The sequence below is a fragment of the Pseudonocardia ailaonensis genome (assembly GCF_039531635.1).
GTDB classification, from domain to species: Bacteria; Actinomycetota; Actinomycetes; order Mycobacteriales; family Pseudonocardiaceae; genus Pseudonocardia; species Pseudonocardia ailaonensis.
In genome coordinates this window covers 463,062-488,721 of the sequence record NZ_BAAAQK010000001.1, presented here as the reverse complement: position 1 = coordinate 488,721, position 25,660 = coordinate 463,062, and the positions used below count along the sequence as shown (strand labels likewise).

Sequence of the window (25,660 nt, the reverse complement as noted above, 5' to 3'; positions counted from 1 at the left end):
CGAAACCACCGTGTACCGACCGGCACGGACACGCCCACTTTCAGCGCCGCCTCGGCTGAGGTGACGTCCGTCGCGATCTGCCGCCAGAACTGCCGCTGCACCGCACGCGAGGGCTCGGGCCGCCCAGGCGAACGCATTGGGGGCCGCAACGCCCGATCCGCCCGCCACTGACGTCGAGCCCCTTCGGGAACCTCGCTCGGCCTCGCGTTCCAGTCCTTCGTCGCCACTGCCGAGCACCTCCACTTCACTAGGGTGTTGCGACGACCGGTCGAGTCCGCCTTGCACGCCGTGGTCGGAGTGGATCACTGTGCCTGCGGGGAGCGGGGAGCGGTTGCCGATGGCCATGCTCAGCGCGTTCGTGGCCAGGGCGGCGGTCTGAGAAGAGTCGATGGACCAGCCCACTACGCGACGGGAATGCACGTCGAGCACGACCGCGCAGTAGACCTTCCCCTCGCGGGGTGGGGTGTTCGGTGATGTCGGTGACCCACAGCTGGTTCGGCGCCGGCCGGGTGAAGTTGCGGTCCACGAGGTCGCTCGAAAACGCGGTCTCGTGGACGTGTCGGCGGCGTTTGCGCCCAGGAAGCCCGGCCAGTCCGGCGCGGCGCATGAGCAGCTCGACTGCGCCGTGGCCGACCAGGATGCCGTGGCCGAGGCGGAGCTCGGCGTGGACGCGGCGGGCGCCGTAGGTGCCGAAGGAGGGCGGTGTGGATGGCCTGGATCTGCTCGGTGAGCCAGGCGTGGCGCAGCGCTCGCGGGGATGCCGGACGGGAGCGCCATTGGTAGAAGCCGGACTCCGCGACGCCGAGGACCCTGCAGGCGAGCTGGACGGGCAGCCCTTCTGAGGCCATCACCGCGATCGCCTCGAACCGCCTTTGGGGACACCACCTCGCCGAGCAGCTCAGCGGCGTGGCGGTGGATCGCTACCTCGGCCTCGAGCTGGGCGATGCGCCGCCGGGCGGCGGTGAGCTCGGCCTGCTCAGTGCTGGTGGCCCCGGGTAGCTGTCCGGTGTCGATGAGCTCTTGGCGGCGCCACACGTAGATCGTCTGCTCGCTGATGTCGAGATCAGAGGCAACCTGTGCGACGCGACGGCCGGCTGCAACGAGGTCAAGGACCTTGCGGCGGAACTCGGGTGGGTACCTCTTCGGCACGGTGCTGATGATCCTTCTCGCTCGGAGAAGCGTGATCATCCAGCAAGCCGACGCAGTCTCCGGGGCAGATCAGCCGTAGGTGTAGGCGCCACGAGCGCCGGGAACTTTAAGGTGGGCGACACGGGGGCTCAGAACTGCGCTCTCAGTGACGGCTGGCGCAGCTCCGGGGCTGACCTCTCCGGACTCGGAGCTGCGCGCTGTCGCCGACCACGAGGACGGGCTCTGGATCCGCCTCGATATCAGGCTGCTGGCCCGTTGCTTTCGCTCCGATTGATCGTTGAGACGAGCAGCGGAGCTGCCTCCTGCTGGATGCGTTCTTCTCCTAGAGTCCGCCTTTCCGAGGGCAGCGCACCGCTGGTGACGCCAGGAGACGTCACGGATAGACGGCGTCGGTCTCGCATCCCGGGGGAGGTTCGGGGCCGACGCCGCCTCTTGCTGCTTGTCGACGGACCTTTGAACCCGTGGGTGTGATCTGGGCCTGATCGGGGCCTGGTGGAAGCCGAGGACCGAGGCAGGGGAGCGATCGGGCCTTCCGGCGACAGTGGCCCGTCTGATTGCGTCGCGCGGTATCCGCCTACCACCTTTACAGATCCGGCCGACTGGGACGTGGCGAGTTCGGGCTCGTCGAGCTAGTGGTTGGCTGTGGTCCTACGATCTGGTTGTGTTGTGAGTAGTGGGACCGGCTCAGCTGGTCAGGTGCTGTAGGCCGTAGATGCCGCAGCCGACGAGGCCAGCGATCGATATCGACAGGGCGACTAGGCCTATGATCCGTACGCCTTGGTCGTGGGAGCGTGCTGGGCGTTGGCTTGCCGCCGCCGCGACGATGAGGACGGCGGTGGTGACCCAGGCAGCAGCCGGCCCGATGAACAGGGTTGCTGTAGCGGTCGCGAGCGGGCCTGCGATCGTCACGAGGGCCAGGGCGGCGACGGCCAGGGAGGTATCGGCCCGGACTTTCCTCGTAGAGGTTGATGGGGTTTGCGGATCTCCCCGAACGATGTAGGTCGGCCGCCAGGCGGTCCATCCGGCGCCAGCCACGTGGCGACCTGCAGGCCGTGCTCGGGAGACCGTCACAGGTCGTTGCCTATCGCGGCGGGCCCCGTCGGGGTGAGCCCGTCGTGGGACTCTGGCTGGTCGATACTGACGCCATTGGCGGTGAACTGGTCGATCAGCTCGGTGAAGATGGGTGTCGACTCCACGGGCTCCTCGGTTCGCGCGGTTGCTGTCTCGCCCCTGACGAGTGCGAATTGTGAGTGGACTGTGGCGCAATCTGCTGCGGATCTCTGGGCGGCGCGACCCCTCAGCCGGGTGATTCACTCCGTCCGGGTCTAGGTTCACTTGATCGTGGAGAGCGGCGGTCACGTCCGGCAAGAACAACCATTTCGATGAAACCTTGATGTCCATGACCGAAGATTGGCTGGCGCTGGCTCGGGCGGTGACAGCGCGACGGACTCGGCTCGCGCTCGCGAAAGATCAGCTCGTGACCCGGGGCGGGCCTACTGCGGCCACGCTGCGGTTGATCGAGGCGGGGCGGGGCGGCAACTTCCACGAGCAGACCTACGGCAGGCTTGAGCGCGCGTTGAAGTGGAGGGTGGGGACGTGCGCAGCGTTACTCGGCGGTCAGCTGTGCCCGCACCAGGCGGTAGGCGCAGCAGCGGAGGATACGGTTGCGCTGGAAATCATTTCCGCGGTCGAGGCCGCTCGGCGGGCTGTGTTGGCGATTCAGCCGGCGTCGGATCTGACTGTTCGGGCCGCACGGGCTCTGCAGAAGCTTGTTGCTCAGGTCCAGGAGCAGGCGCCAGGTCCGGAGAATCGTCGGCTCCGTTGACCCGCTTCCGATGAGCGAATCGCTACGTGCCGAATCCGCTCGCGAGTTGCTGGTCAGCATTCCAGAGCCTGCTGGAGCCGCACAACGGTGCCCTCAGGCTTCGGGTCGATGTCCACCTGGTCGACGAACCCCTTCATCATGGCCAGGCCACGCCCACGATTGCCGGGGTCTGTGGGCGGCGGGCGCCACCGTCCGTCATCGACGACGGTCAGCACCACATGACGCTTCGCCGAGGCGGACGCCTTCGCGACCCAGCCGTCCAGGATGACCAGGCCGAGCCTCTCCTGCCCGCAAGCCTGGCCGGTCGTCGCTGAAGGACCCGGGGGCTGAACGTCGGGCCGGATCGTGTCCGCCTCGACGAAAGCGTGGTCGATGCTGTTGGTGACGGCCTCGCTCATGGCGAAGATGAGACCCTCGGCTACCTCGCACAGGGGCAGCAGACCACACAGCTGTTGTAGCCATGAGGCAACCTCACGACGAGCCTGCGCCGGGGCTGAAGCGTGGACAGGAAGCTCCAGATGCATGCGCTCCATCACCTGAAATGGCTACCCGCGGTGGCGAACACTAAGCCACAGCGTGACAGGGATTGGGCCGCATGGGGCCGTGGACGTGGTCCAAGGGGGCTATCAGGTCCTTGGTGTCCATGGGTGTGGGAGTCTCTCCCGTACCGTCGAGTCCAGACCGCGTGCTCGTACCGCTGTACTTCCTCTGTCCGGCACCGTGATCGCATCGATCGGCTGCTTTCGCGCCCGGAGCTGAGGAGTCGGGCGAGCAAGGAGCATCCGTCGCTATGGACCGCCGGCCGTTGTCGTGAACGCCGAGAAGGAACCGACGATCGACGACGCCGTCGCCGCCGCGCAGGCGGCGATCGTCGCCGAGTCTGCCGCCAACGGGGCCAACCCCTGTTGCTGCGTTCTGCGTCGAGTCGACGTCGCCTGCCTCATGGTCAGCGTCTTCGGCGAGGTTGATTCTGCTGAGGCCGAGGTGGTGACCGCGGCGATCGACGCGGTTCGGACCGTGCGGGCGGTAGAACTGCTCATTGTCGACCTCACCGGGGTCATGTTCTTCGGCTCCCGCGGAATCGCGATGCTCGTCCGAGCCCAGGCCGCCAGTCCCGTCGGTGGAACGGACGTCGGCCTTATCGGCATCAGCAATCGCGCCGTCCGACGCCCTCTGCAAGCCACGGGTCTCCTCGAGCAGTTCTCCTGGCTGGCCACCAACACCGACAGCGAACCGGCCGACCCGGGCCGGTAGAGGTCGGAGTCGAGCGCGGTCGTTCCGACTCGACACCACGCACCGACTATGCAAGATGGAGCCCCTCGCGTCCTCGATCGCCATTGAATGGAAGTGCTGCATGGCCCGCGTTACCTCTTTCTCCCTGGTCGACGATCTGACCGGTGGTAAGGCTGCCGAGACCGTCACCTTCTCCCTTGACGGGAAGGAGATGGAGATTGACCTCAATGAAGAGCACGCCGCGCAGCTGCGTGACGTGCTCGCGCCCTACGTCGGAGCCGGTCGCGAAGCTTCCGGTCGCCAGTCCTCTACCCGGGTGCCATCCCGGCCTCGAGCCAGCTCGAAGGACCGGGGGCAGAACGCCCGTATCCGGGCCTGGGCCGCCGAGCAGGGCATGCAGATTGCCGACCGTGGGCGCATCCCGGCAGAGATCGCGCAGGCCTACGCGGCCCGCTCGACTGCTCCCAGCTCCGGCTCCGCGTCGTCCAGATCGCCGCGGGCGGCAACGACTACCGTGGCCCAGCCACAGTTCACCGAGCCTGAGATGCCCGAGCCGACTGCCGAGAAGCCGGTGCGTCGAGTCCGCAAGAAGGTCGATGCCTCGGCTTGATCCCTGACGCAGACGGCCCGAACGGCTGCTCAAGAGCCAGGTAGGTCACCTGGCGTGGGGTGTGTCTTCGAAGGCTCGGCGATGTTCGGACTGGCTGGCGAGCGCTTTCTCGATCCTGGGGCCGAGTCGGAGGTGGATGGCTCACCGGTGGGCAGGCCCTGGAGGACCGGGCCTGCGGGGATGTCAACCGCAGCCCTGGTGTTGGCGGGCGAGCCCGTGATTGGCCTGGGAAGCTCACAGTCGCCTGAGTGTGAGTTCGGTCTGCACCGCGTCGTGGAGGTGCGCCCAAACTCGTGGCGAGGTCACGGCGGTTGGCCACCCGGAACGCTCGGCACCGTCGGCTAGCCCGTCGACGCATCGGCGCATGAGCTTGTGGTCGAAATCAGTACGGCGGGCGGCGTTGTGAGCGAGCCCGGCAAGGATGCCTGGGGCGAGCGTGGCGTCTGGATCGAAGTCATCGGCGGCGACGACGGAACCTTCGGCAAGATCTACACGTAACTGATCCATGTAGGGCGACCCGAGAAGATCGATGATCACATCGACGTCGCGGGTGGCGGTCCGCAGCGGAAGCCAGCGCTCGTCGGAAACGTTCCACAAGGAGATGTCGGACAGCCCGCAGGCAAACAGCAGCGCGGCCAGGCCGGGGCCCCGATCAGCGCCGGCCACCAGGACCCGTGCGATCGCGGGTGAACGGCGAACACTGCGGAGATAGAGCACCGCGCCCGCGCAGAGCCCGATCGAGCGGGCCATCGTCCGAGTCACGACAGGGCGGCCCGTCACGAGGCGGACGTGCTCGGCGACCCGGTCACCGTCCACACCGTCGTCCACGAGGTAGCCGGCAAGTGCTTCGGTCAGCACGGCCTGGGGCACACCCAGGACGGTCTGCTGTCTCAGATCTGCGGTCCCATGGACCACTTGCAGATCCGGGCCCAAACAGCCGCTCCAGGTCGAGGTGTCGACGCCGTGACGCGCTGTGGGCGTGGGCGTGGGCGGAGCATGACCGCGCACGACCAGGACGAGCGGCGCCGCTCCCACGACTCCCACCACCCCCACCCGACTGGACAGCTTTCCAACTTGCATAAGTCTGCAACTATCGAGCAGGGTAGCGGTCGGGGATCGGTCGGTCTTGGTCAGGGGGCGCGAAGGTCGTCGAGCAGCACGACCTGTTCGGACAGAATCCCGGTCAGGATGGAGCGGGCCACGGCGAGTAGGCCTTCCACCTCGGGATGTGCGAGCGAGTAGACGACCGACGAGCCTTCGCGACGGGTCCGAACCAGGCCTGCGCGGCGAAGAACGGCCAGCTGCTGGGACAGGCTGGCCGCCTCGGTGTCGATGACCTGAAGCAGCTCGGACACGGCGTGTTCGCGGACGCTGAGCAGCTCAAGGGTCCGGATACGGACCGGATGGCCGAGGGTCTTGAAGAACTCCGCCTTCACCCGGTACAGCGGTCGGGTCGTCAAGTCCTCGAACTCCGGCGCCGGCCTGCTGGGGCGCCTTGGCTGCACAGCGGTCCTCGCTTCTCGATGCCGCGGCGGTGTTCGGATTTCGCGCCTGGTTCGGACTCCCGGCCCGCCGAGCCGAGGCTAGCAGGGCCGGTGAGCATGGGGATTGTCTCGACAGGCGGCACATGGCGAACGGGATCGCCCAAGGTACGTGGCTCAGGTGTGAGATGTCGGTGCCGGCCTCGTCCAGACTCCGGACCGACGCAACGTGGGCTGCCAGGCGGATGAGACCGGACAGCGACAGTCGTACCCGTCACGGGTGGGGCTGGCTCGCCACTCCTCCGTCGCGACGGTGCTCGCGCTCGTCGCTGGCCGGACCCTCATCTGATGGTGGTTGCCCTGCGGGTAGGCCTGTCGGACCTTGCTTGTCGGTATGAGCCGTGGTCCTCCCCTGCGGCGTAGGTGTTCTCGTCGTTCGTCGCAGGTCAAGGTCGTTCGTCCTCGCTGCGCTCGGGCGCTGCACTCGCTACACGCCGTGCGCCGTTGATTCCGACGGCGGGGTTGTCGAGGTGCTGTTCGCGCTGGTCGCGGACGGTCCGGGGACCCGTTGGGGCGCGCGGGCGCGCGATCGGGGACGTGGTCGCGGTGATGGGCCCGGGTGGTGGGGTCCGCCGACCCGCGGGCCGGCGGGAGCTGTTTCTGGGCGACGCCACCGCGCTCGGCCTCTTCCTCGAGCTCGTCCCGACGGCGTCCGCCGCGGTCGGCGCGGTGGAGGTCCCGGCCGCCACGGTCGCGGCGGCCCGGGACCTGCTGCGCGGCCTCGACGTCGTCGCCGGGCAGGACGAGCCGGGGGCGGTGCTGCGGGAGCGGCTCGCCGGGTTCGGCGAGCCGCCGGCCCCCGCCTGCCTGGCGGGCCATGCCGGCACCGTCCAGGACCTGCGTGCATAGCTGCGCGGCGCCGGGCTGGGGCGCTCCGCGATCGCCACGAAGGCCTACTGGGCGAGTGGCCCCGCCGGGCTGTGAGTGGTCAGCGTCGAGCTGCCTCGACGAGCCCGCGGATCTCGGTGGCGACCAGCTCGGGATCGGTCAGCGGGATGTAGTGGCCGGAGTTCGGGGCGAGGACGTGCCGACCGGCCGGTGACGCCGCGGCCCGGTGGGCGTGCGCGGCGTTCGCGTCGGCCCTGGTCCGGGCGGTCATGCCGGAACCGGTGCGGGTTCCGGAGACGACGGTGACCGGGATGCCGCCGAGCTGTGGGGGATCGTCGCGGAAACCGGCGAGCTCGTCGAGGTAGGTGTGGGTCTGCGCGAGGTGGGTGCGGACGAGGTCGGCGGTGAAGCCCTCGCGCCGCAGGTCGTCGCGAGCGTCGGGCGGCAGGGCGGCGAGCATCGGCCGGTAGAGCCGGGCCAGCAGGCCGGCTCGGGCGAGCAGCAGGTTCGTGCGGACGACGGGCTTCTCCAGGGCCCGGAAGGCGCGGCCGAGCAGGATCGCGGAGGCCTCGTCGCTGGGGTCGACGAGGACGAGTCCGGCGATCCGGTCGGGGGCGTCGGCGGCGGCGAGGCGCACGATCGGTCCGCCCGCGCTGTGTCCGACGAGCACGAACGGGCCCGTTCCGAGGCCCGTGAGCAGCGCGCCGAGGTCGTCGGCCATCCGGCGCAGCGTGCGGGAGACGGGGTCGGGAGCGCTGCGGCCGAGCCCGGCCCGGTCGTAGACGATGGCGTGGGCGAACGTCCCGACGAGCGGCTGGACGAGGGCCCAGGAGGATCGGGTAGCTGCGGCACCGGCCTCGAACACCACCGTCGGCGGGGCGAGCCGTGGGGCGAGCTCCATCGCGTACAGGTCGCGCCCGTCGGGCAGGTGGACGGGCCGTGGGGTGCCCTGGACGTGGTGTCGGGTGGGCTCCGATCGCGTCGTCATCCGGTGATTCGCCAGCCCCGGGCCTGCCTGCGCGACTCCCAGAACTCCGCGTAGCGACCGCCCGCGGCGAGCAGCTTCGTGTGCGTCCCGGACTCGGCGATGCCGCCGTCTTCGAGCACGACGATCCGGTCCGCGGCCACGACGGTCGGCAGCCGGTGCGCGATCACCAGCAGGGTGCTGCACTCGGCGAGGGTGCGCAGGGCCTCGGTGAGATAGCGCTCGTTCTCCGGGTCCAGCGCTGCGGTGGCCTCGTCGAGCAGCACGATCGGCGCGTTCTTCAGCAGGGCGCGCGCCACCGAGACCCGTTGGCGCTCACCGCCGGAGAGCGCGGTGCCGCCCTCCCCGACCCGGGTCTGCCAGCCCTGCGGGAGCCGGTCGACGATCTCCTGCACGCCGGCCAGGCGGGCGGCCTCGCGGACCTCCTCGTCGCTCGCGTCCGGGCGGCCGACGCGGATGGTGGCCTCCAGAGTGTCGTCGAAGAGGTAGACGTCCTGGAAGACGAGCGCGAGCTGGCTCATCAGCTGCTCGGTCGGCTGGTCGCGGACGTCCGTGCCGCCGATCCGAACCGTGCCGCCGTCGACGTCCCAGAACCGGGCGAGCAGCCGGGTCACCGTGGTCTTGCCCGAACCCGACGCTTCGACCAGCGCCGTCATGGTGCGCGGCGGCAGGTGCAGGGAGACCTCGCGCAGGACGGGCCGCTCGGGGTCGTAGCCGAAGGTGACCGCGTCGAGCTCGACCGAACCGGGGGTGGGCAGGCCCGCCGTCTCCGCGGTCTCGGGGAGGGTGCGCTCGGACAGGATCGACGTGAGCCGGTGCAGGTCGTTGCGGGCCATCTTGAGCACCCCGGCCTGGTCCCCGATCTCGGCCAGCGGGCCGGTGAAGCGGGCGGCGAGAGCGATCAGGGCGATGGCGGTCCCCACCGCGACCAGCCCGGACACCGCCAGCGCGACCCCGACCACCAGCAGCGCGGTGAAGGTGAACTGCACCGCGAGGCCGCCGAGCACGATCCCGACGACGCCGTGCCACATCACCCGGCGTCCGGTGGCGCGCTGGTGCTCGAGCGCCTCGTCGAGCGGCGCGTAGCCCTCGCCGCCGCGGCCGAAGGCGCGCAGGACCCGCTGGGTGCGGGCGAACTCGACGACCCGGTTGCTCGACGCGACCGCAGCCCCGTCGTTGAGGACGTCGCCGCTCCCGACCAGCCGGGCACCGGTGCGGAAGGCCGGATAGAGCAACGGAGTGCAGACCAGCATGGCCAGCGCCATCCGCCAGTCGAAGAAGAACATCCCGAGGACGATCGTGGTCGGCGTCGCCAGCCCGACGACGACCGGCGTGATCAGATGCGCGAACAGGCCCGCGACCTGCATCGTTCCGCTGGACGCCGTCGGTGACAGCCACCCCACCTTCTCCCCGGTGAACCAGCCCAGCGGCAGCGTAGCCACGTGGTCGCCGAGCCGCTCGTGCATCGTGGTGAGCACCACCAGGGCCACCCCGAAGCCCCGCATGGACTGCACGTAGTGCGTCACGCAGGTCAGCGCGACTGCGATCACCACCGCGACCAGCCCGCGCAGCGCCCCCGCAGTGTCGCCGGCGAGCATCGCCTCGAACACGGGGACGAGCAGCACGGTCGAGACGCCCTGGAGCACTCTGTAGGCGCCGACCCAGGCGAAGTAGGCGAAGAGCTTGCGGCGGTGCTCGGGCCCCAGCAGGGTCAGCAGGTCGTGGATCATCGCGGGACTCCTCCCTGGTGGGCCGCCCACTGCCGGGCGTAGGTGCCGGCCGCGGCAAGCAGCTCGATGTGAGTGCCGGTCTCGACGACCCGGCCGCCGTCGAGCACAACGATCCGGTCGACGTCGGTGATCGTGGTGAGGCGGTGGGCGATCACGAGCACCGTCCGGCCGCGGGCCAGCACGGACAGTGTGTCCTGGATGGCGGCCTCGGACTCGGGATCGGCGAACGCGGTGGCCTCGTCGAGCACCAGGACCGGGGGGTCGGCGAGTAGGGCGCGGGCGATCGAGACCCGCTGCTGTTCCCCGCCGGAGAGCTGTGCATCGACGGTCTCGTAGCCCTCTGGCAGCTCGACGATCCGGTCGTGGATGTGAGCGGACTCGCAGGCCGCGCGCACCTCGTCGTCCGTGGCCGTGGGGCGCCCGAGCCGGACGTTGTGCGCGACGGTGCCGTGCACCAGCTGCACGTCCTGCAGCACGAACCCGACGTGCCGGTACAGCACCTCGGGCGCGATCTCGCGGACGTCGACGCCACCGATCCGCACCGCGCCGGCGGCGACGTCGTGGAAGCAGGGTCGCGAGCGTCGACTTCCCGGAGCCGGACGGCCCGACGAGCGCCGTCACGGTGCCCGGCGCGCAGGTCAGCGACACGTCCTCCAACACGTCGGTGGTGCCGTCGTAGGAGAACCGGACGGCGTCGAACTCGATCCGGTTCCCCTCGGGGACGCGCGGGTGCTCGGTGACCGGCAGGGTCGGGGTCCCGAGCAGCTCGTGGATGCGCAGCGCCGCGGCGGCCGCTGTGCGCCGGTTCTGGGCGCCGAAGCCCATCGTCATCACGGTGGTGGGCACGATCAGCGCGACCAGGATCCCGGTCAGCGCCTCGATCGGGGTGACCCAGCCCTCGGCGGCGAACCAGACCGCTCCGGCCGTCGACACGAGACCGACGACGGGCGCGGCGATCGCCATGCTGCTCAGCGCCTCGAGCTTGAGCATCGGCAGCACCCAGGCGGCGTAGGAGTTGCCGAAGGCCGCGGCGCCGCGGCGGCCCGGCGGAACGACTCGTGGGCACACCGGCCCTGGCCGAAGGTCTTCACCACGGCGATGCCGCTGACGAACTCGACGACCGCGGAGCTGATCCGCGCCATCGTGGCGTTCATCTCCAGCATCTTCTCCTGGTAGCTGCGCATCATCCACGCGTAGGCCGCGGCATAGAAAGGCAGCGTGACCAGCGCGAGCAGGGCCAGGCGCCAGTCGAGCCACAGCAGGTAGCCCAGGCCGCCGAGCGGCAGCACGAGCGCGGCGGTGTACTCCACGGAGTGGTGGGCGATCAGCTGGTGCAGGTCGTGCACGTCCTCCTGCGCGGCCTTGCGGACGACCCCGGAGGAGTTGCGGGTGAACCAGCCCAGCGGCACCCGGCCGAGGTGCGCGACCATCCGGGTGCGCAGGATGCCCTGCAGCTTCTGGTCGGCGACGTGGGTGATCGTGAGCGCGATCCCCAGCAGCAGCCCCCGGAGCCCGAGCCCGGCCGCGACCAGCCACGCGAGGAACACGACCTGGCCCGTGTCGGGGTCTCCCGGGGCGAGCAGCAGCGCACCCAGCTCGGCGAGCCCGACGAACGGCACGAGGGCGCCGAGCGCACCCAGCACGCACCCGATCGGGATCATCCCGATCACCGGGTGCCCGCACCGCCCGTAGGGCGGCCCCCTCCCGCCGGGCCTGGGCCCGGCCGTCCGGTGCGGCCGCCTCGGCCGGGCCGGTCTGCGGCGGACCGGCGACGGCCGTGGCGGCGGTCACCGGCATCCCCCGGCGAGGCGGGCCCGCACCTGCGGGAGCACATCGGACACGACGCGGTCCAGGTTGGCGAGCGTGCCCTCGCGCGTGCCGCTGGACTCCACGTGCAGCAGCAGCCGGGAGACGCCGGGCACGCACAGCCGCGACGATCCGCTCGACACACAGCTCGACCGGTCCGATCGCCTCGGAGGCGAGCATCAGCTCGCCAATCTGTTCCGGTGGGGGCCCGCCGCCCTTGCGTTCCTCCAGCATCACGTACTCGGAGAAGGCGCGGCCGAAGAACGGCAGGACCGTGCCCATCACGGGGTCGCAGGCGGCCGCCTCGGTCTCGGTGACCTGCGCGACGATCGCGGTGCCGTGCTCGTAGGACCCGGCCGGACGACCGGTGGCCGCGGCGTGCCGTTCGACCAGCGGGGTGATCATCTCCGGGCTCTGGAGCAGGAAGAACAGTAGCGGGAGATCGTGTGCGGCGGCCAGGTCCACGTTGCGCTCCGACGACGCGGCGACGTACACCGGCGGGTGTGGGGTGGTCAGGGGCCGCGGCGCCGGGGCGACCTCGCGGAACCGGTGATGGTCGCCGGTGCCGGCGACCTTCCCGGAGAACGCGCCCAGGAGCACGTCGAGCGACTCGGGCAGCCCGGTCCGCCACGCGTCGAGGGACTTCCCGAGGGCCTCGTAGTCCACGACCGGCCCGCCGCGCCCGATGCCCAGGTCGAAGCGGCCGCCGGAGACCTGGTCGAGCAGGGCGGCCTGCTCGGCGATCGCGCGCGGCGAGTGCATCGGCAGGATCGTGACGGCGGTGCCGACGCGCATCCGCGCGGTCTGGCCGAGCAGGTGCGCGGCGAACGTGAGCGCGGACGGGTTGACGCCGTAGGAGATGAAGTGGTGCTCGGTCGTCCACAGATCGTCCAGGCCCAGCGCCTCGGCGCGGGCGGCGAGATCCAGCGCGGTGCCGAGCACCTCACCGTCGGTCTGGTCGGGGAAGCGATGGGTGAATAGCAGTACGCCGAAGCGGGTCATGGCGACCTTTCCGGGCCGAGGAGTCCGTCGAGGACGATCTGCAGGTGGGGGCCGAACATCTCCGGTGGCGGGCCGCCCGGCGCGCGGGCCGCGGCGCGCATCACCGCGTGCACGGCCGGGAACCGCACCGGGTCGGAGTTGCGGATCATATTCCGGTTCCAGGCGTCAGCCCGGTCGTGGTGCGAGGTGAGCAGCTCGCCGTAGGCGAACTCCCAGATCAGGGCGTGCCCGGACATTGCCTGCGCGCCGTGCAGGCCCGCCCGGTCGAGGGCACCGAAGATCCGGTCGACGACGGGCAGGATCCGCGGGCTGGCCAGCCCCTCCGCGACGAGTGCGGTCACCACCCACGGATCGCCCTCCACCGCAGCGTGCACGGCGTGCAGCAGCGCCGTGATCTCGGCCCGCGGCTCCTCCTGGAAGGGCGGGATCTCGATCCGGGCGGCCACGGCGTCGAGCATCGCCAGCAGCAGGGCCTGCCGGTCCGCGACGTGCCGGTAGAGCGCCATCGGTGAGCACCCGAGCTCGTCGGCGATGCGCCGCATGCTCAGTGCGGGCAGGCCGTCCGTGCGGGCGATGCCCAGGGCCACGTCGACGATCGTCGGCAGGTCCAGCAGGCCGGGGCCGCGGCGGCGCGGCACGGGGGTCGTCATCCGGCAATCTCACCCTCCAGGGGGCTCGACGCGCGACCAGGGGTGGAGAGCGCCCGGCCGCTCACAGCCACGACGGCGCCGACCGCGCAGCATCCCGCGCTCACCCAGATCGGGACGGCGGCCCCGAGCGGGTACAGGGCGGTGCCCAGCAGCGGGCCGACGATGAAGGTCGCCCCGGTCGTCGCGTTGAGCAGGCCGGCGACGGCGCCCTGCTCGGAGCGTTGCACCCGCAGGGTCGCCCCGGCCGAGTAGCCGGGCATCGCCATGCCGAGCCCGACCGCGACCACGCAGAGTCCCACGGTGATCAGCCAGAGCTGCCCCGCTAGCGCCAGCACCGCGAACCCGGCCGCCGCGATCGGCGCCCCGGTGCGGATCAGGCGCGCGGGCGACCAGCCGAGCCTCGGGACCACCGCGGCCTGCATCGCGACGAGGACCAGCCCGGTGATCACCATCGCGGTGCCGACGGAGGCCGCCGTCGCGCCCGCGTCGAGCTCGAGGCGGTCCTGGACGAGGAACCCGAGCACCACCTGCATCACGCCGAGGGAGAGGAACAGTAGGAACCCGACCAGTAGGAACGGGCGGACGCGGGGGTCGAGCGGGCCGACCCGGCCGGCCGTATCGTCCGTCGGCGCCGTGCGGTCGAGCCCGGGCACCAGGACCAGGACCGCGACCAGGATCGCGACCAGCAGGACGGGCGCGAGATACACGGGCGCCAACAGGTCGGCCACCGCGAGCGCGCCCCCGATGCCCGGGCCGAGGATCAGCGAGATCGCCTGCGCGGCACCGACCAGCGAGACCGCGCGGGTCCGCTCCTTCTCGCCCTCGGTCGCCGCTGACACATAGGCCAGCGCGGCCACCGGAACGGCCCCGATACCCGTTCCGAACAGCACGCTGCGGGTGGCGAGCAGCGCCGTGAGCGTCGCGGGCGTGCCCCATCCGGAGTCGAGCGCCAGCCGCGCCGAGAGGCCGAAACCGGCCATTCCGACGACGGCGATCCCGAGGCCGGTGAGCAGCACCCGGCGGCTGCCCCATCGGTCGACGACCCGACCCCAGACCAGGCTGCCCAGGGTGAACACCACGGCCGCGACCGTGACCACCACACCGAGCTGGACCTCCGTGAGCCGCAGCTCGCGTGAGAGCGGAGCCAGGATCGGGGTGAGCAACTGCTGGGCGGTGAACCCGACCAGCACCGCTGCCAGAAGCACCCCGAGAACCCGCCGCGCCGGGCGGGTGCCGGACGGCTCGGCCATGGCCACCTCCGTTTACGCTGTACGCTAAAAGTTAGCTCACCCTGATATCGACGTCCAGTCCGCCGCGGAGCCGTTCGGTGAGCGCGGTCGTCGACCTGCACGAGGACCGCCGGGACGCCTTGCTGCTCATCAAGGTCCTCGACCTCGGGTATGCGGACGAGGCCGAGGTCGGCGGCTGCGCGATCGCGACCACCCGTTCCCGCGTGGCGTGAGCCGCGTGCCACCGCGCTCGGTGGGGCGCGCCACAAGTTCGGATCCACCCTTCCGGGATCGATGTCCGTGGCCGTACCGTGACCTCTGCATGGGAATGGTTTCCATGTTCAATAGGGAGGTTCACGATGAAGAACATCACCTTCGACGAGGTCGCCGAGCTGCCCGCGCTCTCGGCGCTGCAGGGCCCGACCACCAACGCGCTCGTGCACAACCCCTTCTCGTTCGACGAGGTCGCCGAGCTCCCGGCCCTGTCGGCGCTGCAGGGTCCGACCACGAACGCGCTGGTGCACAACCCCTTCGCGTTCGGCGGCTGAGTTCCCGGTCCACATGAGATGCCCTGGCGCCCGACCCGGGCGCCAGGGCCCCCGGTCCGACACCCGGAGACCCCGTGACCCTGCTTCCCGGCCACCACCTGTACCCGACGCCCGACGGCTGGCGCGCCGCCCTGCCCGGCGACCGCTTCGTGCGGATCGATGGACCGGACGAGCTGCTGTCCGCCTTCCAGCGCGCGGCACACGGGCACGACGGGCCGCCCGACAGAGCCACCGACGCCGAGCAGCTGCACCGGTTCTTCGCCGAGAGGGGCCTGCTCGCCGACCCGGAGCCCGAACCGGCGCCCCCGCGGGTCCTGCTCACCGGGGACGGTCCCGTGGCCGATGCCGTGGCGGCGGTGCTCGGCGCGTGGGCCCGGGTCCGCCGGGCCGGCCGGCCCACCGAGGTGGACCTGCTCGTCGACTGTGCCGGCTGGTTGCCCGACGCCCGCTGGCACGACCTCGACACCACCTGTGCCGCAACGGGTCTGCCCTGGCATCGCTGCCATGCCGAGGGCACGTCGTTCCTGGTCGGCCCGCTGACCGTGCCCGGGCGCTCGCCCGGCTACCGGGACCTGCGCGGTCGCCGGCTCGCCGCGAGCGGGGTACCCGACGAGCTCGGGCGCTACTGGTCCTGGCTGGACACCGCGCAGGCGCCGCCGGTGCCGGACCCGGGCCCGGGCGTCGCGGCGGTCGTCGCCGGACTCCTCGCCGACGAGGTCGCGGCCTGGTGGCGCACCGGTGAGACCGGCCCGGTCGGGTACCAGACCGAGGTGTCGACGAACCCCGTGCGGCTCACCCGGCATCCGGTGCTCGCGCTGCCGGGGCTGGCCGCCGTGGATCCGGCATGACCGGGTTCGTGACCTGGGCGAACCTCCCGATGACGGGTCCCGGTGGGGTCGAGCTGGTGCTCGACGCCCACGTTCCGCCGCCCGAGCGGTGGCCCGTTCCCGTCGTTGTCACCCGCACCCCCTACGGCCGCTCGGCGCACCTCGCCGAGGGACGAGGCTGGCGTTCCCGCGGGTTCGCGTTTGTGGTGCAGGACGTGCGGGGGCGCTACGACTCGGCCGGCACCTGGCAGCCGTACCGCCACGAGCGGGCCGACGGCGCGGCGCTCGTCGACTGGGTGTGCGACCAGCCGTGGTGTGACGGGCGCGTCGCGGTCCTCGGCGGCTCCTACGCCGGCTACACCGCATGGGCCATGGCCGTCGAACGACCCGCCGCGGTCACCGCCGTGCTGAGCCTGGGCCCGTCGATGGGCCTGCACCGCACCAAGTACGAGCCCAGCGGCATCCTGCGCCTCGCCGAGCACGCGGGCTGGTGGCTCGAGCGCGCCGACTCCCGCACCAGCCGCGAGGGCATGCGCCAGATGGTCTTCGCCGAGAACCCGGAGCTGCTGGCCCACCTTCCCGTGTCGGGCATCGGCGGACTGCTCGGCGCCCACCTGCCGCACTGGGGCGACGCCTTGGAGATGCACCCGGACGAGACCCCGCCCGACGCCGTGACCGAGGCCGAGATCCGTGGGCTGTCGGCGCCGTCGCTGCACGTCGGCGGCTGGTACGACCTGCTGGTCGACGAGGTGCTCGCCCAGTACGGACAGGCCGGTGACGCCGTGTCCCCGCGCCCGCGGCGGGATCTCGTCGTCGGCCCGTGGGGGCACGACCTCGGGATGGACGGCACCACCACCGTGGGCGCCCGCGAGCACGGCTCGGCGGCGCGGTTGCCACTGGGCGGGCTGTTCACCGACTGGCTGCGCACCGCGCTCGCCGACCCCACCGGCCCCGGCAGCACCCGGGTGTTCGTCCCCGGTGCGGACCGCTGGCGGACAACGGCGCAGTGGCCCCCCGTGGCCGGCCCGCGGCGGTGCTGGCACCTGGGTGCCGCCGGCGGGCTCCACCCCGCGGCACCGGGTACGGGCGCCGTGAGCTTCGAGCACGATCCTGCCGTCCCCTTTCCCTCGACGTTGCCCGCCGCGGACCGCTCCGGTCTGCTCGACCGCTCCGACGCGGCCCGGTTCACCTCCACCCCACTCGCAGCCCCGCTCCGCATCGACGGTGCCGGTCTCGCCGACCTGTGGGTGTCGACGACCGCCGCCGGCGCGGACTGGATCGTCCGGCTCTGCGAGCTCCACCCCGACGGGCGGCTACTGGAGATCACCCGTGGTACCGCCGTCACCACGGGTGGTGGCCCGCACCGGGTCCGGATCTCGTTGGGCGCCATGGCCTTCCTCGTGCCGGCTGGGACCCGGCTGGTCCTGGAAGTCACGGGGTCGGACTTCCCCTTCCTGGCGCGCAACCTGGGCACCGGGGAAGACCGCCACCACGGCACCCGGACCGCCGCCGGCACCCAGACCATCCACATCGGAGAGTCGCAGCTGGAGGTTCCCTGTGGTTGACGCACTGCTCACGGACCGCCGGACCGGCCTGCTCGTCGACGTCGGCCGGCTGCCCGTACCGCCCGGCCTGCCCGCGGGGCTCGTGTCCTACGGGGCACTGGTCGGGCGCACCGACCGGTTCGCGGCCTGGCGCGCGGACGCGACCGGCTTCGGTGCGAGCCTCGGTGACGAGTACACGGCACGGGCCGCGGCGATCGGCGAGGCAGTGGAGCGTTACTGCGGCAACGCGGTTCCCGACGTGCTGCACCACTCCTCCTACGACGAGCTGGTCCGTGCGGGGCGGGCGGCCCTCGACCCCGCCGCGCTCGCCCTGTACTCGGCGCGCCAGCACGCGCTCGCGGGGTTCCCGTTCGTGCCGTTCACCCGGGACCTGCGGGTGGGCTGGGTGCCCGGCACCGACCTGCACGGCGGCGGGCAGGTGTGGGTGCCGGCCTCCCTGGCGTACCTCGACTACGTCCACGGCGCGCGCGCCGCCGAACCGCCGACCCACTCGCCGATGTACTCCGGCATCGCCGCGGGCACCGACCGGGCCCGCGCCGAGCGGTCGGCCCTGGAGGAGCTGCTCGAGCGCGACGCTACCGGGATCTGGTGGGCCTCCGGGGCCCCCGCGGCCGGCCTCGACGACGGTGGCCGGGTCACCGGCGCGCTCGGCCGCCCGGCCGGGGACGTCCCGCTGCGCGTCCATCTCACGGCCGTGCCGTCGGCGTTCGACGTGCCGGTCGTCGCGGCACTGGTCGAACAGGAGGGTGGGTACCTCGGGTTCGGCACCGCCTGCCGCGCCGATCCCGCCGCGGCGGGATCGAAGGCGCTCGTCGAGGCGCTGGGGCTGCTCCGGCACGCCCGTGACCTGGCCGATCCCGGGAGCCTGGCCTGGGCGGCGGTCGCGTCGGGGACCATCGAGGCGCACGCCTACCTGCCGTTCCGCGCCGACCGCCGCCACCTCGACGACGCCGGCCCCCACTACCGGGCGCTGACCGACCTGCCCGCCGTGGCCCAGCTCTACCTGGACCCGCGGATGCAGGGCGCGCCGCTGGACCGGCTGCGGCCCGCGGCGACCCGCTCGGTCGAGGACCTCCCTGTCGTGCCCGACCCGCGGGCGGAGTACCTGCGCCGGCTCGCCGCGGCCGGGGTCCGGGTGGTGTCGGTGGACCTCACCACCCCGGACGTGGCGGCCGCCGGATGGTGCGTGGTCCGGGTGGTGGCCGCCGGCCTGGTGGGCAACGGGCCGCCGGCGTTCCCGTTGCGCGGCAGCGCCCGCCTCTACGAGGTCCCGGCCCGGCTGGGCTGGCCGGACCCGCCCCGCGACGAGGACGACCTCGTCGCGCATCCCCTGCCCCTGGCCTGAGAGGCGCCCCGTGAGCCCCCTGACCGACCCGCGCACCGGGATCGTGCGCGCCCTCGAACCCGCCGTCGTGCCACCGCACTTCCCAGCGTCGTTCGCGCTGACGACCGCCCGGCTCGCCGACACCTCCCGGTTCGGCGGCTGGGCGTCGGACCCGGCCGGAGCGGGCTACGCCTTCGCCGATCCGGAGGCGGTGCGGGCGGCGGCGCTCGGTGAGGCCGTCGAGCGCTACTGCGGCAACCTCGTGCCGCCCGGCCTGGTCCGCGCGAGCCACGACGCGCTGCGCGCCGCCGGCCGGCCTGCGCTGGACCCGGCGGGCTTCGCGTTCTTCTCCGCCGAGCAGTACGCGAGGCCCGGGTTTCCCGCGGTCCCGATGACCGCCGACCTGGTCACGGAGTGGGCGCCGGGGTGGGATCTCGCCGACGGTGACGAGGTACTTGTCCCGGCGGGCCCGGTGTGGCCCTCCTACCACTCACCGATCGGGGCCCCGCGCGGTCCGCTCACGAACCCCGTCGTGCAGGCCGGGCTCGCGGCCGGGCCGAACCGGGCGTTCGCGGTCGACGGGGCGCTGCGCGAGGTGGTCGAGCGCGACGCGATGACCCTGTCCTGGTACGGAGGCCTGGGCGTGCGGGCGGTCGAGGTCCCCCGGTGGCTGGCGGCCTTCGCCATCGGTCCGCAGGCCCTGTTGACCACCCGCTTCCTCGCGCTGGTGTCACCGTTCGGCATGCCGGTCCTCGGCGCGCTCGTCACCGACGCGACGACCGGCCTGCTCAGCCTGGGCACGGGCGTGCACGCCGACCCGGTGACCGCGGCGCTCAAGGCGTTCGCCGAGGCGTTGCAGCTCCAGCTCGTCCTCGCCGACTACGACGATCCCGCCGGCGCGTTCGCCGCCGCGGCCGTCCGGCCCGGGAGCCCGCTCAAGCCCTGGCGCGCCGACCGCGCCTACCGGTCGGCCTACCGGCCCGACCTCGCCGACGCCGTCGACTATGCCTGCCACCTGCAACTGCACCTCGATCCCACCGTCCGTGCCGACTTCGAGCACGAGCTCGCGGACCGGACGATCGGCCGGGTCGCGCTGGAGGAGCTGACCGGGACCGGCGATCTCGTCGCCGCGCTGACCGCCGCGGGACATCGTGCCGTGGCGGTCGACCTGACCACGGCGGACGTGGGGCCGCTCGGGTACACGGTGGTGCGGGTCCTCGTCCCCGGCCTGTACTCGAACGCCCCGATCGGGCTGCCGTTCCTGGGCGGGGAGCGGCTGGGAACGGCCCGCCGCTCCTCGCCGTCTGCCGCGCCCTTCCCGGTGCCCCGCACGCCCCTACCGCACTGACCGACGGGGGAGGAGGACGGCGGCCACGACGGCGGTGAGGGCGAGCACCACGACTCCGGCCCAGAACGCGGTCCGCACCCCGGAGGCCGCGGCGACGAAGCCGGCGACCATGGCGCCGAAAGGGTTCCCGCCCCAGGCGACCATCCGGCCGATGACATTGACCGACGACCGCAGCTCGGCCGGGCTGACGAGCTGGCGGTAGGTGATGCCGGTGTTGATCGCGACCTGGGTGGCGAGGCCGAACACCAGGTAGCCCGCGGCAGCGGCCCACAGCCCCCCGGTGTCCGCGAGCACGGCGAGCGCCCCCGCGGCGCCGACCAGCGCGGCCGGGGTGAGGAACCGGACCCGGTCGCGCGCGAACATCCGGCCGAACACCAGCCCGGCGAGCAGCGTGCCCACCGCCCCGGCCGAGAAGAGCCAGCCGACTCGCGCGTCGATCTCGGGGATGCCGAGGCCGTCGACGGCGTAGACGACCAGCTGCCCGGCGACCGCGCCGATCGCGAGCGACTGCGCGAAACCCGCGACCAGCAGGACGCACAACGTCCGGTCCGACACCACGAACCGCAGCCCGGCCGCCGCGTGGGCGCGCAGCGAGGTCGACGTGAGCGGCTCCCGGAACTCACCGCGCATCCCGGCCAGCAGCGCCGCACCCAGCGCGAACCCGGCGACGTCGACCCAGACCGCCGGCGCGGCGCCGACGGTCGCGACCAGTGCCGAGCCCAGCGCCGGGCCGGCGATCATCGCCGCCGACACCGCCGCGAGCAGCACCCCGTTGGCCGTCGCGAGCCGTTCCGGGCCGACGATGGTGGGCAGCGCCCCGAACGCCGCGGCGTCGGCGAACACGAACGCCACGGACCCCACGAGCGTCACGGCGTAGACCTGCGCCAGCGGCACCGGGGTGACCGCGTCGACGATCGGGATCGTCGCCATGGCCAGTCCCTCGACCACGGTCGTCGCGATCAGCAGGCGCTTGCGGTCCACCCGGTCCGCGATCGCCCCGGCCAGGAGCCCGACCGCCAGGTACGGGACGACCCGCAGCGCGGCGAGCAGCCCGGTCTGCACCGGCGACCCGGTCCGCTCGAACACCAGGATCGGCAGCACCACCGTGCTCACGGCGAACCCGATCGTCCGGACGACGTCGGAGGCCACCCACAACCGGAAGGACGGGCTGCCGGCGAGCAGCTCGCGCGAGCTCACCGCCCGTAGACCTCGCCCGCGACCTGTTCCACCAGGTCCACGATGTTCACGCCGCCGCCACTGATATCCACATTGGACATCCCGAAGACCTTGCCCGCCGCCACCGCGGGTGTGGCCGCGAACGCCGTCCGGGCGCCAGCGACGGCCGCCGCGGCACCGTCGGCCTCCTCGTACACCGCGACGATCGCGTCGGGCCGCGAGGTGAGCACCTGCTCGGCGCTGATCTCGGCGAAGTTCTGCCCCAGGGAGGCGAAGACGTTGTCCAGGCCGGCGCCCGCGACGATCGCGTTGTAGTACGAGCCGGCCAGTGCGTAGACCTTGCCGTCGTAGACCTGCACCAGCGCGACCCGCGCCGGCGCCGCGGCGCCGCGCTTCGCCGCGGCGGCCGAGACCCGTGCCGTCATCCCGGCGACGACCTGCTCGGCCCGGTCCCGGACGCCGAACACCGCGCCCAGGTCGCGCACGTCGGCGTAGACGGCGTTGAGGGTGGCGGGGGCGGGCGCGTCGAGGCAGTAGCCGCCCAGGACGAACCCGTGCCCGCCGGCGGCCTCGAGATCGGTCCAGCTCGCGGTGCCGTCGGCACCGGAGAGCTGGTTCTCGTCGTTGGCCAGGAACAGGTCCGGGCGGGCGGCGAGCAGGGCCTCCTTGGCGGGTTTGAAGTCGGGCGACACCTCCTGCGCGGTCGACCCGGCCGGCATAGCGGCGTTCGCGCCGCTGACGTAGCCGCTCACCCGGTCCCCGACGCCGAGCGCGTCCAGCGTGCGGGCGGAAGTCGCCCAGCCGAGCACGACCCGCTCCGGCGGCGCGGCGAAGGTGGACGTGTGGCCGCAGCGGGTGACCGAGACGGGGAAGCCCGCGGCTGCGGTCGCGGATGCGGCCGGCGTCGCGGCGGGTGTGCCGCAGGCCGCCAGCGTCAGGAGGGCGGCGACGGCACAGGCGGAGCCGGCGAGGCGGGGGACGAGCACGGGATCTCCTCGGTGGGGGGACCGCTCTCCGGGAGCGGGGCGAACATGAACATCGGACGGCCGGTCAGCGGGTTGGTCCCGCGCGCCGCGGCGACGTCGAAAACCCGTGACACCAGGTCCGGGACCAGGACGTCGGTGGCCGGCCCGTGGGCGCGCACCCGGCCGCCGTGCAGGACGACCACGTCGTCGCAGTGGGCCGCGGCGAGGTTCAGGTCGTGGAGGGCGGCCACCACGGTCACGCCCAGGCCGCGCACCAGCTCCAGCAGCTCCAGCTGCGCGCGGATGTCGAGGTGGTTGGTCGGCTCGTCGAGCACGAGGACCGGGGTGCGCTGGGCGAGAGCACGGGCGAGGAACACGCGCTGCCGCTCCCCGCCCGACAGGGTGCTGACCAGGCGTTCGGCGAGCCCGTCGACGCGGGCGACGGCCATCGCGTCGTCGACGGCCGCGGCGTCTCCGGCCGGGTCGCGGCGCAGCAGGCCCTGGTGCGGCACCCGGCCCAGCTCGACGACCTCCCGCACGGTGAACTCGAAGTCGGTCGGATCGTCCTGCAATACCACCGCGGTCCGGCGCGCGGCCGCCCGGGGGGTGAGCCCCCAGACGTCGTGCCCTCCGATGTGGACCGAACCCGCGGCAGGGCGCAGGACCCGATGGAGGGTGCGCAGCAGGGTCGTCTTGCCGGAGCCGTTGGGTCCCAACAGCCCGACGACGGTCCCGGGCTCCGCGCGCAGCACCGCGCCCGCCACGACGGTCCGTCCGGCGATCTCGACGTCGATCCCCTCGGCATCGACGCGCATCAGCTCCGCCTCCGGTCGGCCGCGTGCATCAGCCAGAGGAAGAACGGTGCCCCGACCGCCGCGGTGACGATCCCGATCGGCAGCTCCACCGGCGCCCGCACCGTCCGGGCGACCAGGTCGGCCAGCGGCAGGAACACCGCCCCGAGCAGCGCCGACCCGACCAGGACGCGCCGGTTCGCCGCCCCGACCAGCAGACGCACCACGTGCGGGACGACCAGGCCGACGAACAGGATCCCGCCCGAGACTGCGACCAGCGACCCGGTCAGCAGGGCGACCACGACCATGAGCTGCAGTTGGAACCGGCCCACGGCCAGCCCGAGGGAGGCGGCGACGTCCGTGCCGTTGACCAGCGCGTCGAGCCGCCGGCCCTGCAGCAGTAGCCAGGCGGTCGTGGCGACGACGACCACAGCCGGCAGGCCGAGATCCACCCAGCGCGCGCTCGCGACGCTGCCGAGGGTCCAGAACAGGATCCGCGTGACCTGGGTCGGGGTCGCGATCGTCTGCAGGAAGTAGGTCACGGCCGAGACCAGGTAACCGACCGCGACCCCCGCGAGCACCAGCCGGGCCGGCGGCCAGTGACCACCGCGGCGCCCGAGCAGGAACGTCAGGCCGAAGGCGAGCAGGGCACCGGCGAAGGCCGCCACCGACAGCGACAGCCCCGCGGCGGCGCCCGCGACGATCACGCTCACTGCACCCAGCCCAGCGCCGGGCACGACCCCGATCAGGTACGGGTCGCCGAGCGGGTTGCGCACCACCGCCTGGATGACCGCCCCGGCCACCGCGAGCCCCGCCCCGACCAGTACCGCGAGCAGCACTCGCGGCAACCGGGAGCCCCACACGATCTGGTCGGCGACTGCGTCCGGCGCGGCGACCGGCAGGCCCAGTCGGTGGCCCACCACGGCGAGCACCGTCCCGGGTGGGACGGCCACCGCACCCACCGCGACCCCGAGGACGGCCACCGCGGCCGTCGTGACCAGCAGGCCGGCGCACAGCAGCGCGAACGGACCGGGCTGGGCGAACCGCGGACCCTGCCGGGCCGGCACAGCAGCCCCCACCCCGGTCGTCGCCGTCACCGTTCCCCGCATCCGTCGTGCGCGCCCGGCGCCCTCGTCCTGTCCGGGACAATTGAGCTACGAATGAAAACGATAGTCAATGGCGACAAGGCTCTTGTGACGAAGTCGGCGAGGCTCGGCGTCAGGTCCGCTCGGTCGTAGCGGGGTGCAGAGCGCTCCACTCGTCGAGCAGCTCGGGGATGCGCCGGTGCAGGAAGCGGAAGGAGTCCGCCATGTCGGTGATCCGGCGGGCGGCGGGGAACCCGGGGTCGCCCAGCGCCCGCGAGCCGGTCGGCGGCGTCGGCGGTGCGGGTGGCGCCGCGGCCGGACGTCGTGGAGTACCAGGAGTCGCCGAGGATCTCCGGTGCACGCGCCAGGTGCCGGACCAGGCGACGCGGTGGATCACGTCGACGTGTTCGAGGTAGCGCACGCCGCCGGAGATCCCGGCCGCACTCGCCCGAGCCGTTCGCCGAGTTCGGTGGCGAGGACGTTCACGAGGATGCGGGCCGTAGAACGGGATGACGGCGGCGACGGAGGACAGGTCGTCGTCGAGTTACGGGACCTGCGAGGCGACGACGATCAGCAGCGTGGCCACCATCACCTGCACCATCGTGCGACTCGCGGTGGCGGCGAAGCGGGCTCCGCTCCGATGTCGCGCCGCCCACGCCTGCGTGGTTGAGGCGAGGACGAGCGGGAATGACGATCAGCACGAGGAAGGCCTCGATGAATGGGCCGATTTCGACTACCTCGGCCAGCCCCGAGCCGAGGAACAGGCAGAGGAACGCCGACAGCAGCACCATCTGGGCAACCAGGAGCAGCGGGGTCACGGCCAGGAGCTAGTGGCTGCTGCCCCCGGCAATGCCGGAGAACACGATCAGGTGGTCGACGCATGGTGCGAGTAGCGCCACCAGGACACCGAGGCGGACGGCCTGATCGGAGGGAGGAAACCAACCATCGCGGCCACGACCAGTGGGACGACGACGAAGTCGACCACCAGAGCCGCGGTGAGAAACCGTCCGGCGCGCATCGAGCGCATCAGCCCTTGGGCCGGGACCTACAAGATGTTGACGTAGAACAGTACCCCGAAGACCGGGTTGATCGCCACTCCCAGGCTCGGCCCGGCTGCGGGTGCAGGCAGCCCGGCGGCGGTCCCGCCGCGATGGCACCGACGTAGATCGCGACCCCATGGCGTTCCATCCACACCACTGGGCCGTCTCCGACCGCTCCTACCGCGCCTGCGTTCCGGCCGCCCACCGGCGGCGCCCGATCGGAGGACGAACTGCGCCTTGTCGCCCATTCTTGCCTGAACCGGCGGACGTAGGGCCTGCCGACTGCCGGCGGAGGAGGCGATCTCCCGCTCAGTCCACCGTCTGGCGAAATCGTACGAGCGCCAGGACGTAACCCAGGCCGAGGATCCCGCCCAGCCACGTCGGGGCGACCCAGATCCCGCCG

Annotated in this window: 28 protein-coding genes and 7 pseudogenes; 12 read left to right on the top strand and 23 right to left on the bottom strand. The window is 72.4% G+C overall.

Annotated elements, in window-relative coordinates:
- The 7 genes and pseudogenes from ABD324_RS02150 to ABD324_RS02140 all read right to left on the bottom strand — a co-directional run.
- Positions 1-227: pseudogene (locus ABD324_RS02150) on the bottom strand (IS30 family transposase); the annotation flags it as partial.
- Between the two features lie 64 nt (positions 228-291).
- A pseudogene (locus ABD324_RS37125) lies at positions 292-579 on the bottom strand (DDE-type integrase/transposase/recombinase); the annotation flags it as partial.
- Positions 578-682 (bottom strand): annotated as a pseudogene (locus ABD324_RS37120) (helix-turn-helix domain-containing protein); the annotation flags it as partial. The pseudogenes ABD324_RS37125 and ABD324_RS37120, both read right to left, overlap by 2 nt.
- 94 nt (positions 683-776) lie before the next feature.
- Positions 777-902: pseudogene (locus ABD324_RS37115) on the bottom strand (hypothetical protein); the annotation flags it as partial.
- Positions 903-930: 28 nt separating this feature from the next.
- Positions 931-1,188: pseudogene (locus ABD324_RS37110) on the bottom strand (transposase); the annotation flags it as partial.
- Between the two features lie 645 nt (positions 1,189-1,833).
- Entirely contained in the window at positions 1,834-2,058 is a 225-nt protein-coding gene (locus ABD324_RS02145) for a hypothetical protein (protein ID WP_344411790.1), read from the bottom strand.
- Positions 2,059-2,216: 158 nt separating this feature from the next.
- Positions 2,217-2,345, bottom strand: coding sequence for a hypothetical protein (locus tag ABD324_RS02140; protein ID WP_344411789.1), 129 nt, complete (start codon positions 2,343-2,345; stop codon positions 2,217-2,219).
- A gap of 203 nt (positions 2,346-2,548) precedes the next feature.
- Here ABD324_RS02140 and ABD324_RS02135 point away from each other — a divergent pair, with 203 nt between their 5' ends.
- Positions 2,549-2,974, top strand: a complete 426-nt coding sequence (locus ABD324_RS02135; protein ID WP_344411788.1) for a hypothetical protein — start codon at positions 2,549-2,551, stop codon at positions 2,972-2,974.
- Between the two features lie 53 nt (positions 2,975-3,027).
- Here ABD324_RS02135 and ABD324_RS02130 read toward each other — a convergent pair whose 3' ends face one another.
- Positions 3,028-3,498, bottom strand: a complete 471-nt coding sequence (locus tag ABD324_RS02130) for an ATP-binding protein (protein ID WP_344411805.1) — start codon at positions 3,496-3,498, stop codon at positions 3,028-3,030.
- Between the two features lie 286 nt (positions 3,499-3,784).
- On the opposite strand from ABD324_RS02130, the gene ABD324_RS02125 reads away from it, so the two are divergent.
- Together ABD324_RS02125 and ABD324_RS02120 are read left to right on the top strand one after the other, a co-directional pair.
- Positions 3,785-4,228: an STAS domain-containing protein gene (locus ABD324_RS02125; protein WP_344411787.1), complete on the top strand. Its 444-nt coding sequence runs from the start codon at positions 3,785-3,787 to the stop codon at positions 4,226-4,228.
- A gap of 55 nt (positions 4,229-4,283) precedes the next feature.
- Positions 4,284-4,817 (top strand): histone-like nucleoid-structuring protein Lsr2, encoded by a 534-nt coding sequence (locus tag ABD324_RS02120; RefSeq protein WP_344411786.1) that lies wholly within the window; start codon positions 4,284-4,286, stop codon positions 4,815-4,817.
- 234 nt (positions 4,818-5,051) lie between these two features.
- Here the strand turns inward: ABD324_RS02120 and ABD324_RS02115 are convergent, their stop codons facing one another.
- Both ABD324_RS02115 and ABD324_RS02110 read right to left on the bottom strand, forming a co-directional pair.
- On the bottom strand, positions 5,052-5,687 hold the full coding sequence (locus tag ABD324_RS02115; protein WP_344411785.1) for a hypothetical protein: 636 nt from the start codon (positions 5,685-5,687) through the stop codon (positions 5,052-5,054).
- A 260-nt stretch (positions 5,688-5,947) separates the two neighbouring features.
- Positions 5,948-6,253: an ArsR/SmtB family transcription factor gene (locus ABD324_RS02110; RefSeq protein WP_344411784.1), complete on the bottom strand. Its 306-nt coding sequence runs from the start codon at positions 6,251-6,253 to the stop codon at positions 5,948-5,950.
- 642 nt (positions 6,254-6,895) lie between these two features.
- On the opposite strand from ABD324_RS02110, the gene ABD324_RS02105 reads away from it, so the two are divergent.
- On the top strand, positions 6,896-7,207 hold the full coding sequence (locus ABD324_RS02105; RefSeq protein ID WP_344411783.1) for an SIP domain-containing protein: 312 nt from the start codon (positions 6,896-6,898) through the stop codon (positions 7,205-7,207).
- Between the two features lie 79 nt (positions 7,208-7,286).
- Here ABD324_RS02105 and ABD324_RS02100 read toward each other — a convergent pair whose 3' ends face one another.
- From ABD324_RS02100 to ABD324_RS02090, 3 genes and pseudogenes are all read right to left on the bottom strand, one after another.
- Positions 7,287-8,174, bottom strand: a complete 888-nt coding sequence (locus ABD324_RS02100) for an alpha/beta fold hydrolase (protein ID WP_344411782.1) — start codon at positions 8,172-8,174, stop codon at positions 7,287-7,289.
- Complete coding sequence (locus ABD324_RS02095; RefSeq protein WP_344411781.1) at positions 8,171-9,901, bottom strand: ABC transporter ATP-binding protein; 1,731 nt, start codon at positions 9,899-9,901, stop codon at positions 8,171-8,173. Before ABD324_RS02095 ends, ABD324_RS02100 begins: the two co-directional genes overlap by 4 nt.
- Positions 9,898-10,498: pseudogene (locus ABD324_RS02090) on the bottom strand (ABC transporter ATP-binding protein); the annotation flags it as partial. The pseudogene ABD324_RS02090 and the gene ABD324_RS02095, both read right to left, overlap by 4 nt.
- A 139-nt stretch (positions 10,499-10,637) precedes the next feature.
- Here ABD324_RS02090 and ABD324_RS02085 point away from each other — a divergent pair.
- Positions 10,638-10,913 carry a hypothetical protein gene (locus tag ABD324_RS02085; RefSeq protein WP_344411806.1) on the top strand — a complete coding sequence of 92 codons (276 nt, stop codon included), beginning with the start codon at positions 10,638-10,640 and terminating at the stop codon, positions 10,911-10,913.
- Here ABD324_RS02085 and ABD324_RS02080 read toward each other — a convergent pair.
- The 5 genes and pseudogenes from ABD324_RS02080 to ABD324_RS02060 all read right to left on the bottom strand — a co-directional run bounded on the left by ABD324_RS02080 (position 10,870) and on the right by ABD324_RS02060 (position 14,609).
- Positions 10,870-11,562, bottom strand: a complete 693-nt coding sequence (locus tag ABD324_RS02080) for an ABC transporter transmembrane domain-containing protein (RefSeq protein WP_344411780.1) — start codon at positions 11,560-11,562, stop codon at positions 10,870-10,872. The genes ABD324_RS02085 and ABD324_RS02080 overlap by 44 nt on opposite strands.
- A 126-nt stretch (positions 11,563-11,688) precedes the next feature.
- Positions 11,689-11,850 carry a hypothetical protein gene (locus ABD324_RS02075; protein ID WP_344411779.1) on the bottom strand — a complete coding sequence of 54 codons (162 nt, stop codon included), beginning with the start codon at positions 11,848-11,850 and terminating at the stop codon, positions 11,689-11,691.
- A 34-nt stretch (positions 11,851-11,884) separates the two neighbouring features.
- A pseudogene (locus ABD324_RS37105) lies at positions 11,885-12,709 on the bottom strand (LLM class flavin-dependent oxidoreductase); the annotation flags it as partial.
- Complete coding sequence (locus ABD324_RS02065) at positions 12,706-13,359, bottom strand: TetR/AcrR family transcriptional regulator (RefSeq protein WP_344411777.1); 654 nt, start codon at positions 13,357-13,359, stop codon at positions 12,706-12,708. The pseudogene ABD324_RS37105 and the gene ABD324_RS02065, both read right to left, overlap by 4 nt.
- On the bottom strand, positions 13,356-14,609 hold the full coding sequence (locus ABD324_RS02060; RefSeq protein ID WP_344411776.1) for an MFS transporter: 1,254 nt from the start codon (positions 14,607-14,609) through the stop codon (positions 13,356-13,358). The genes ABD324_RS02065 and ABD324_RS02060 overlap by 4 nt, the downstream gene beginning before the upstream one ends.
- A 77-nt stretch (positions 14,610-14,686) precedes the next feature.
- Between ABD324_RS02060 and ABD324_RS02055 the strand changes: the two genes are divergently transcribed.
- The 6 genes from ABD324_RS02055 (at position 14,687) to ABD324_RS02030 (ending at position 20,200) form a co-directional block, all read left to right on the top strand.
- Positions 14,687-14,821 (top strand): hypothetical protein, encoded by a 135-nt coding sequence (locus tag ABD324_RS02055; RefSeq protein ID WP_344411775.1) that lies wholly within the window; start codon positions 14,687-14,689, stop codon positions 14,819-14,821.
- Between the two features lie 126 nt (positions 14,822-14,947).
- The gene (locus tag ABD324_RS02050) at positions 14,948-15,136 is read left to right on the top strand and encodes a streptamidine-related RiPP repeat protein (protein ID WP_344411774.1); all 189 of its coding nucleotides are present in this window, start codon (positions 14,948-14,950) and stop codon (positions 15,134-15,136) included.
- Between the two features lie 74 nt (positions 15,137-15,210).
- Complete coding sequence (locus ABD324_RS02045; protein WP_344411772.1) at positions 15,211-15,984, top strand: hypothetical protein; 774 nt, start codon at positions 15,211-15,213, stop codon at positions 15,982-15,984.
- A complete protein-coding gene (locus ABD324_RS02040; RefSeq protein ID WP_344411771.1) occupies positions 15,981-17,528 on the top strand; it encodes a CocE/NonD family hydrolase in 1,548 nt (515 codons plus the stop codon). Before ABD324_RS02045 ends, ABD324_RS02040 begins: the two co-directional genes overlap by 4 nt.
- Entirely contained in the window at positions 17,521-18,873 is a 1,353-nt protein-coding gene (locus ABD324_RS02035; RefSeq protein ID WP_344411770.1) for a YcaO-like family protein, read from the top strand. The genes ABD324_RS02040 and ABD324_RS02035 overlap by 8 nt, the downstream gene beginning before the upstream one ends.
- A gap of 10 nt (positions 18,874-18,883) precedes the next feature.
- Positions 18,884-20,200: a YcaO-like family protein gene (locus ABD324_RS02030; RefSeq protein WP_344411769.1), complete on the top strand. Its 1,317-nt coding sequence runs from the start codon at positions 18,884-18,886 to the stop codon at positions 20,198-20,200.
- Here the strand turns inward: ABD324_RS02030 and ABD324_RS02025 are convergent.
- The 5 genes from ABD324_RS02025 to ABD324_RS02005 all read right to left on the bottom strand — a co-directional run bounded on the left by ABD324_RS02025 (position 20,189) and on the right by ABD324_RS02005 (position 24,638).
- On the bottom strand, positions 20,189-21,397 hold the full coding sequence (locus ABD324_RS02025) for an MFS transporter (RefSeq protein WP_344411768.1): 1,209 nt from the start codon (positions 21,395-21,397) through the stop codon (positions 20,189-20,191). The two genes, ABD324_RS02030 and ABD324_RS02025, sit on opposite strands and share 12 nt — an antisense overlap.
- The gene (locus ABD324_RS02020) at positions 21,394-22,362 is read right to left on the bottom strand and encodes an ABC transporter substrate-binding protein (RefSeq protein ID WP_344411767.1); all 969 of its coding nucleotides are present in this window, start codon (positions 22,360-22,362) and stop codon (positions 21,394-21,396) included. The genes ABD324_RS02025 and ABD324_RS02020 overlap by 4 nt, the downstream gene beginning before the upstream one ends.
- A complete protein-coding gene (locus ABD324_RS02015; RefSeq protein ID WP_344411766.1) occupies positions 22,311-23,156 on the bottom strand; it encodes an ABC transporter ATP-binding protein in 846 nt (281 codons plus the stop codon). Before ABD324_RS02015 ends, ABD324_RS02020 begins: the two co-directional genes overlap by 52 nt.
- Positions 23,156-24,229: a FecCD family ABC transporter permease gene (locus ABD324_RS02010; protein ID WP_344411765.1), complete on the bottom strand. Its 1,074-nt coding sequence runs from the start codon at positions 24,227-24,229 to the stop codon at positions 23,156-23,158. The genes ABD324_RS02015 and ABD324_RS02010 overlap by 1 nt, the downstream gene beginning before the upstream one ends.
- Positions 24,230-24,350: 121 nt before the next feature.
- Positions 24,351-24,638, bottom strand: a complete 288-nt coding sequence (locus ABD324_RS02005; RefSeq protein WP_344411764.1) for a hypothetical protein — start codon at positions 24,636-24,638, stop codon at positions 24,351-24,353.
- A gap of 157 nt (positions 24,639-24,795) precedes the next feature.
- Between ABD324_RS02005 and ABD324_RS02000 the strand changes: the two genes are divergently transcribed.
- Positions 24,796-25,110 (top strand): hypothetical protein, encoded by a 315-nt coding sequence (locus ABD324_RS02000; protein WP_344411763.1) that lies wholly within the window; start codon positions 24,796-24,798, stop codon positions 25,108-25,110.
- Positions 25,111-25,660 lie beyond the last annotated feature (550 nt).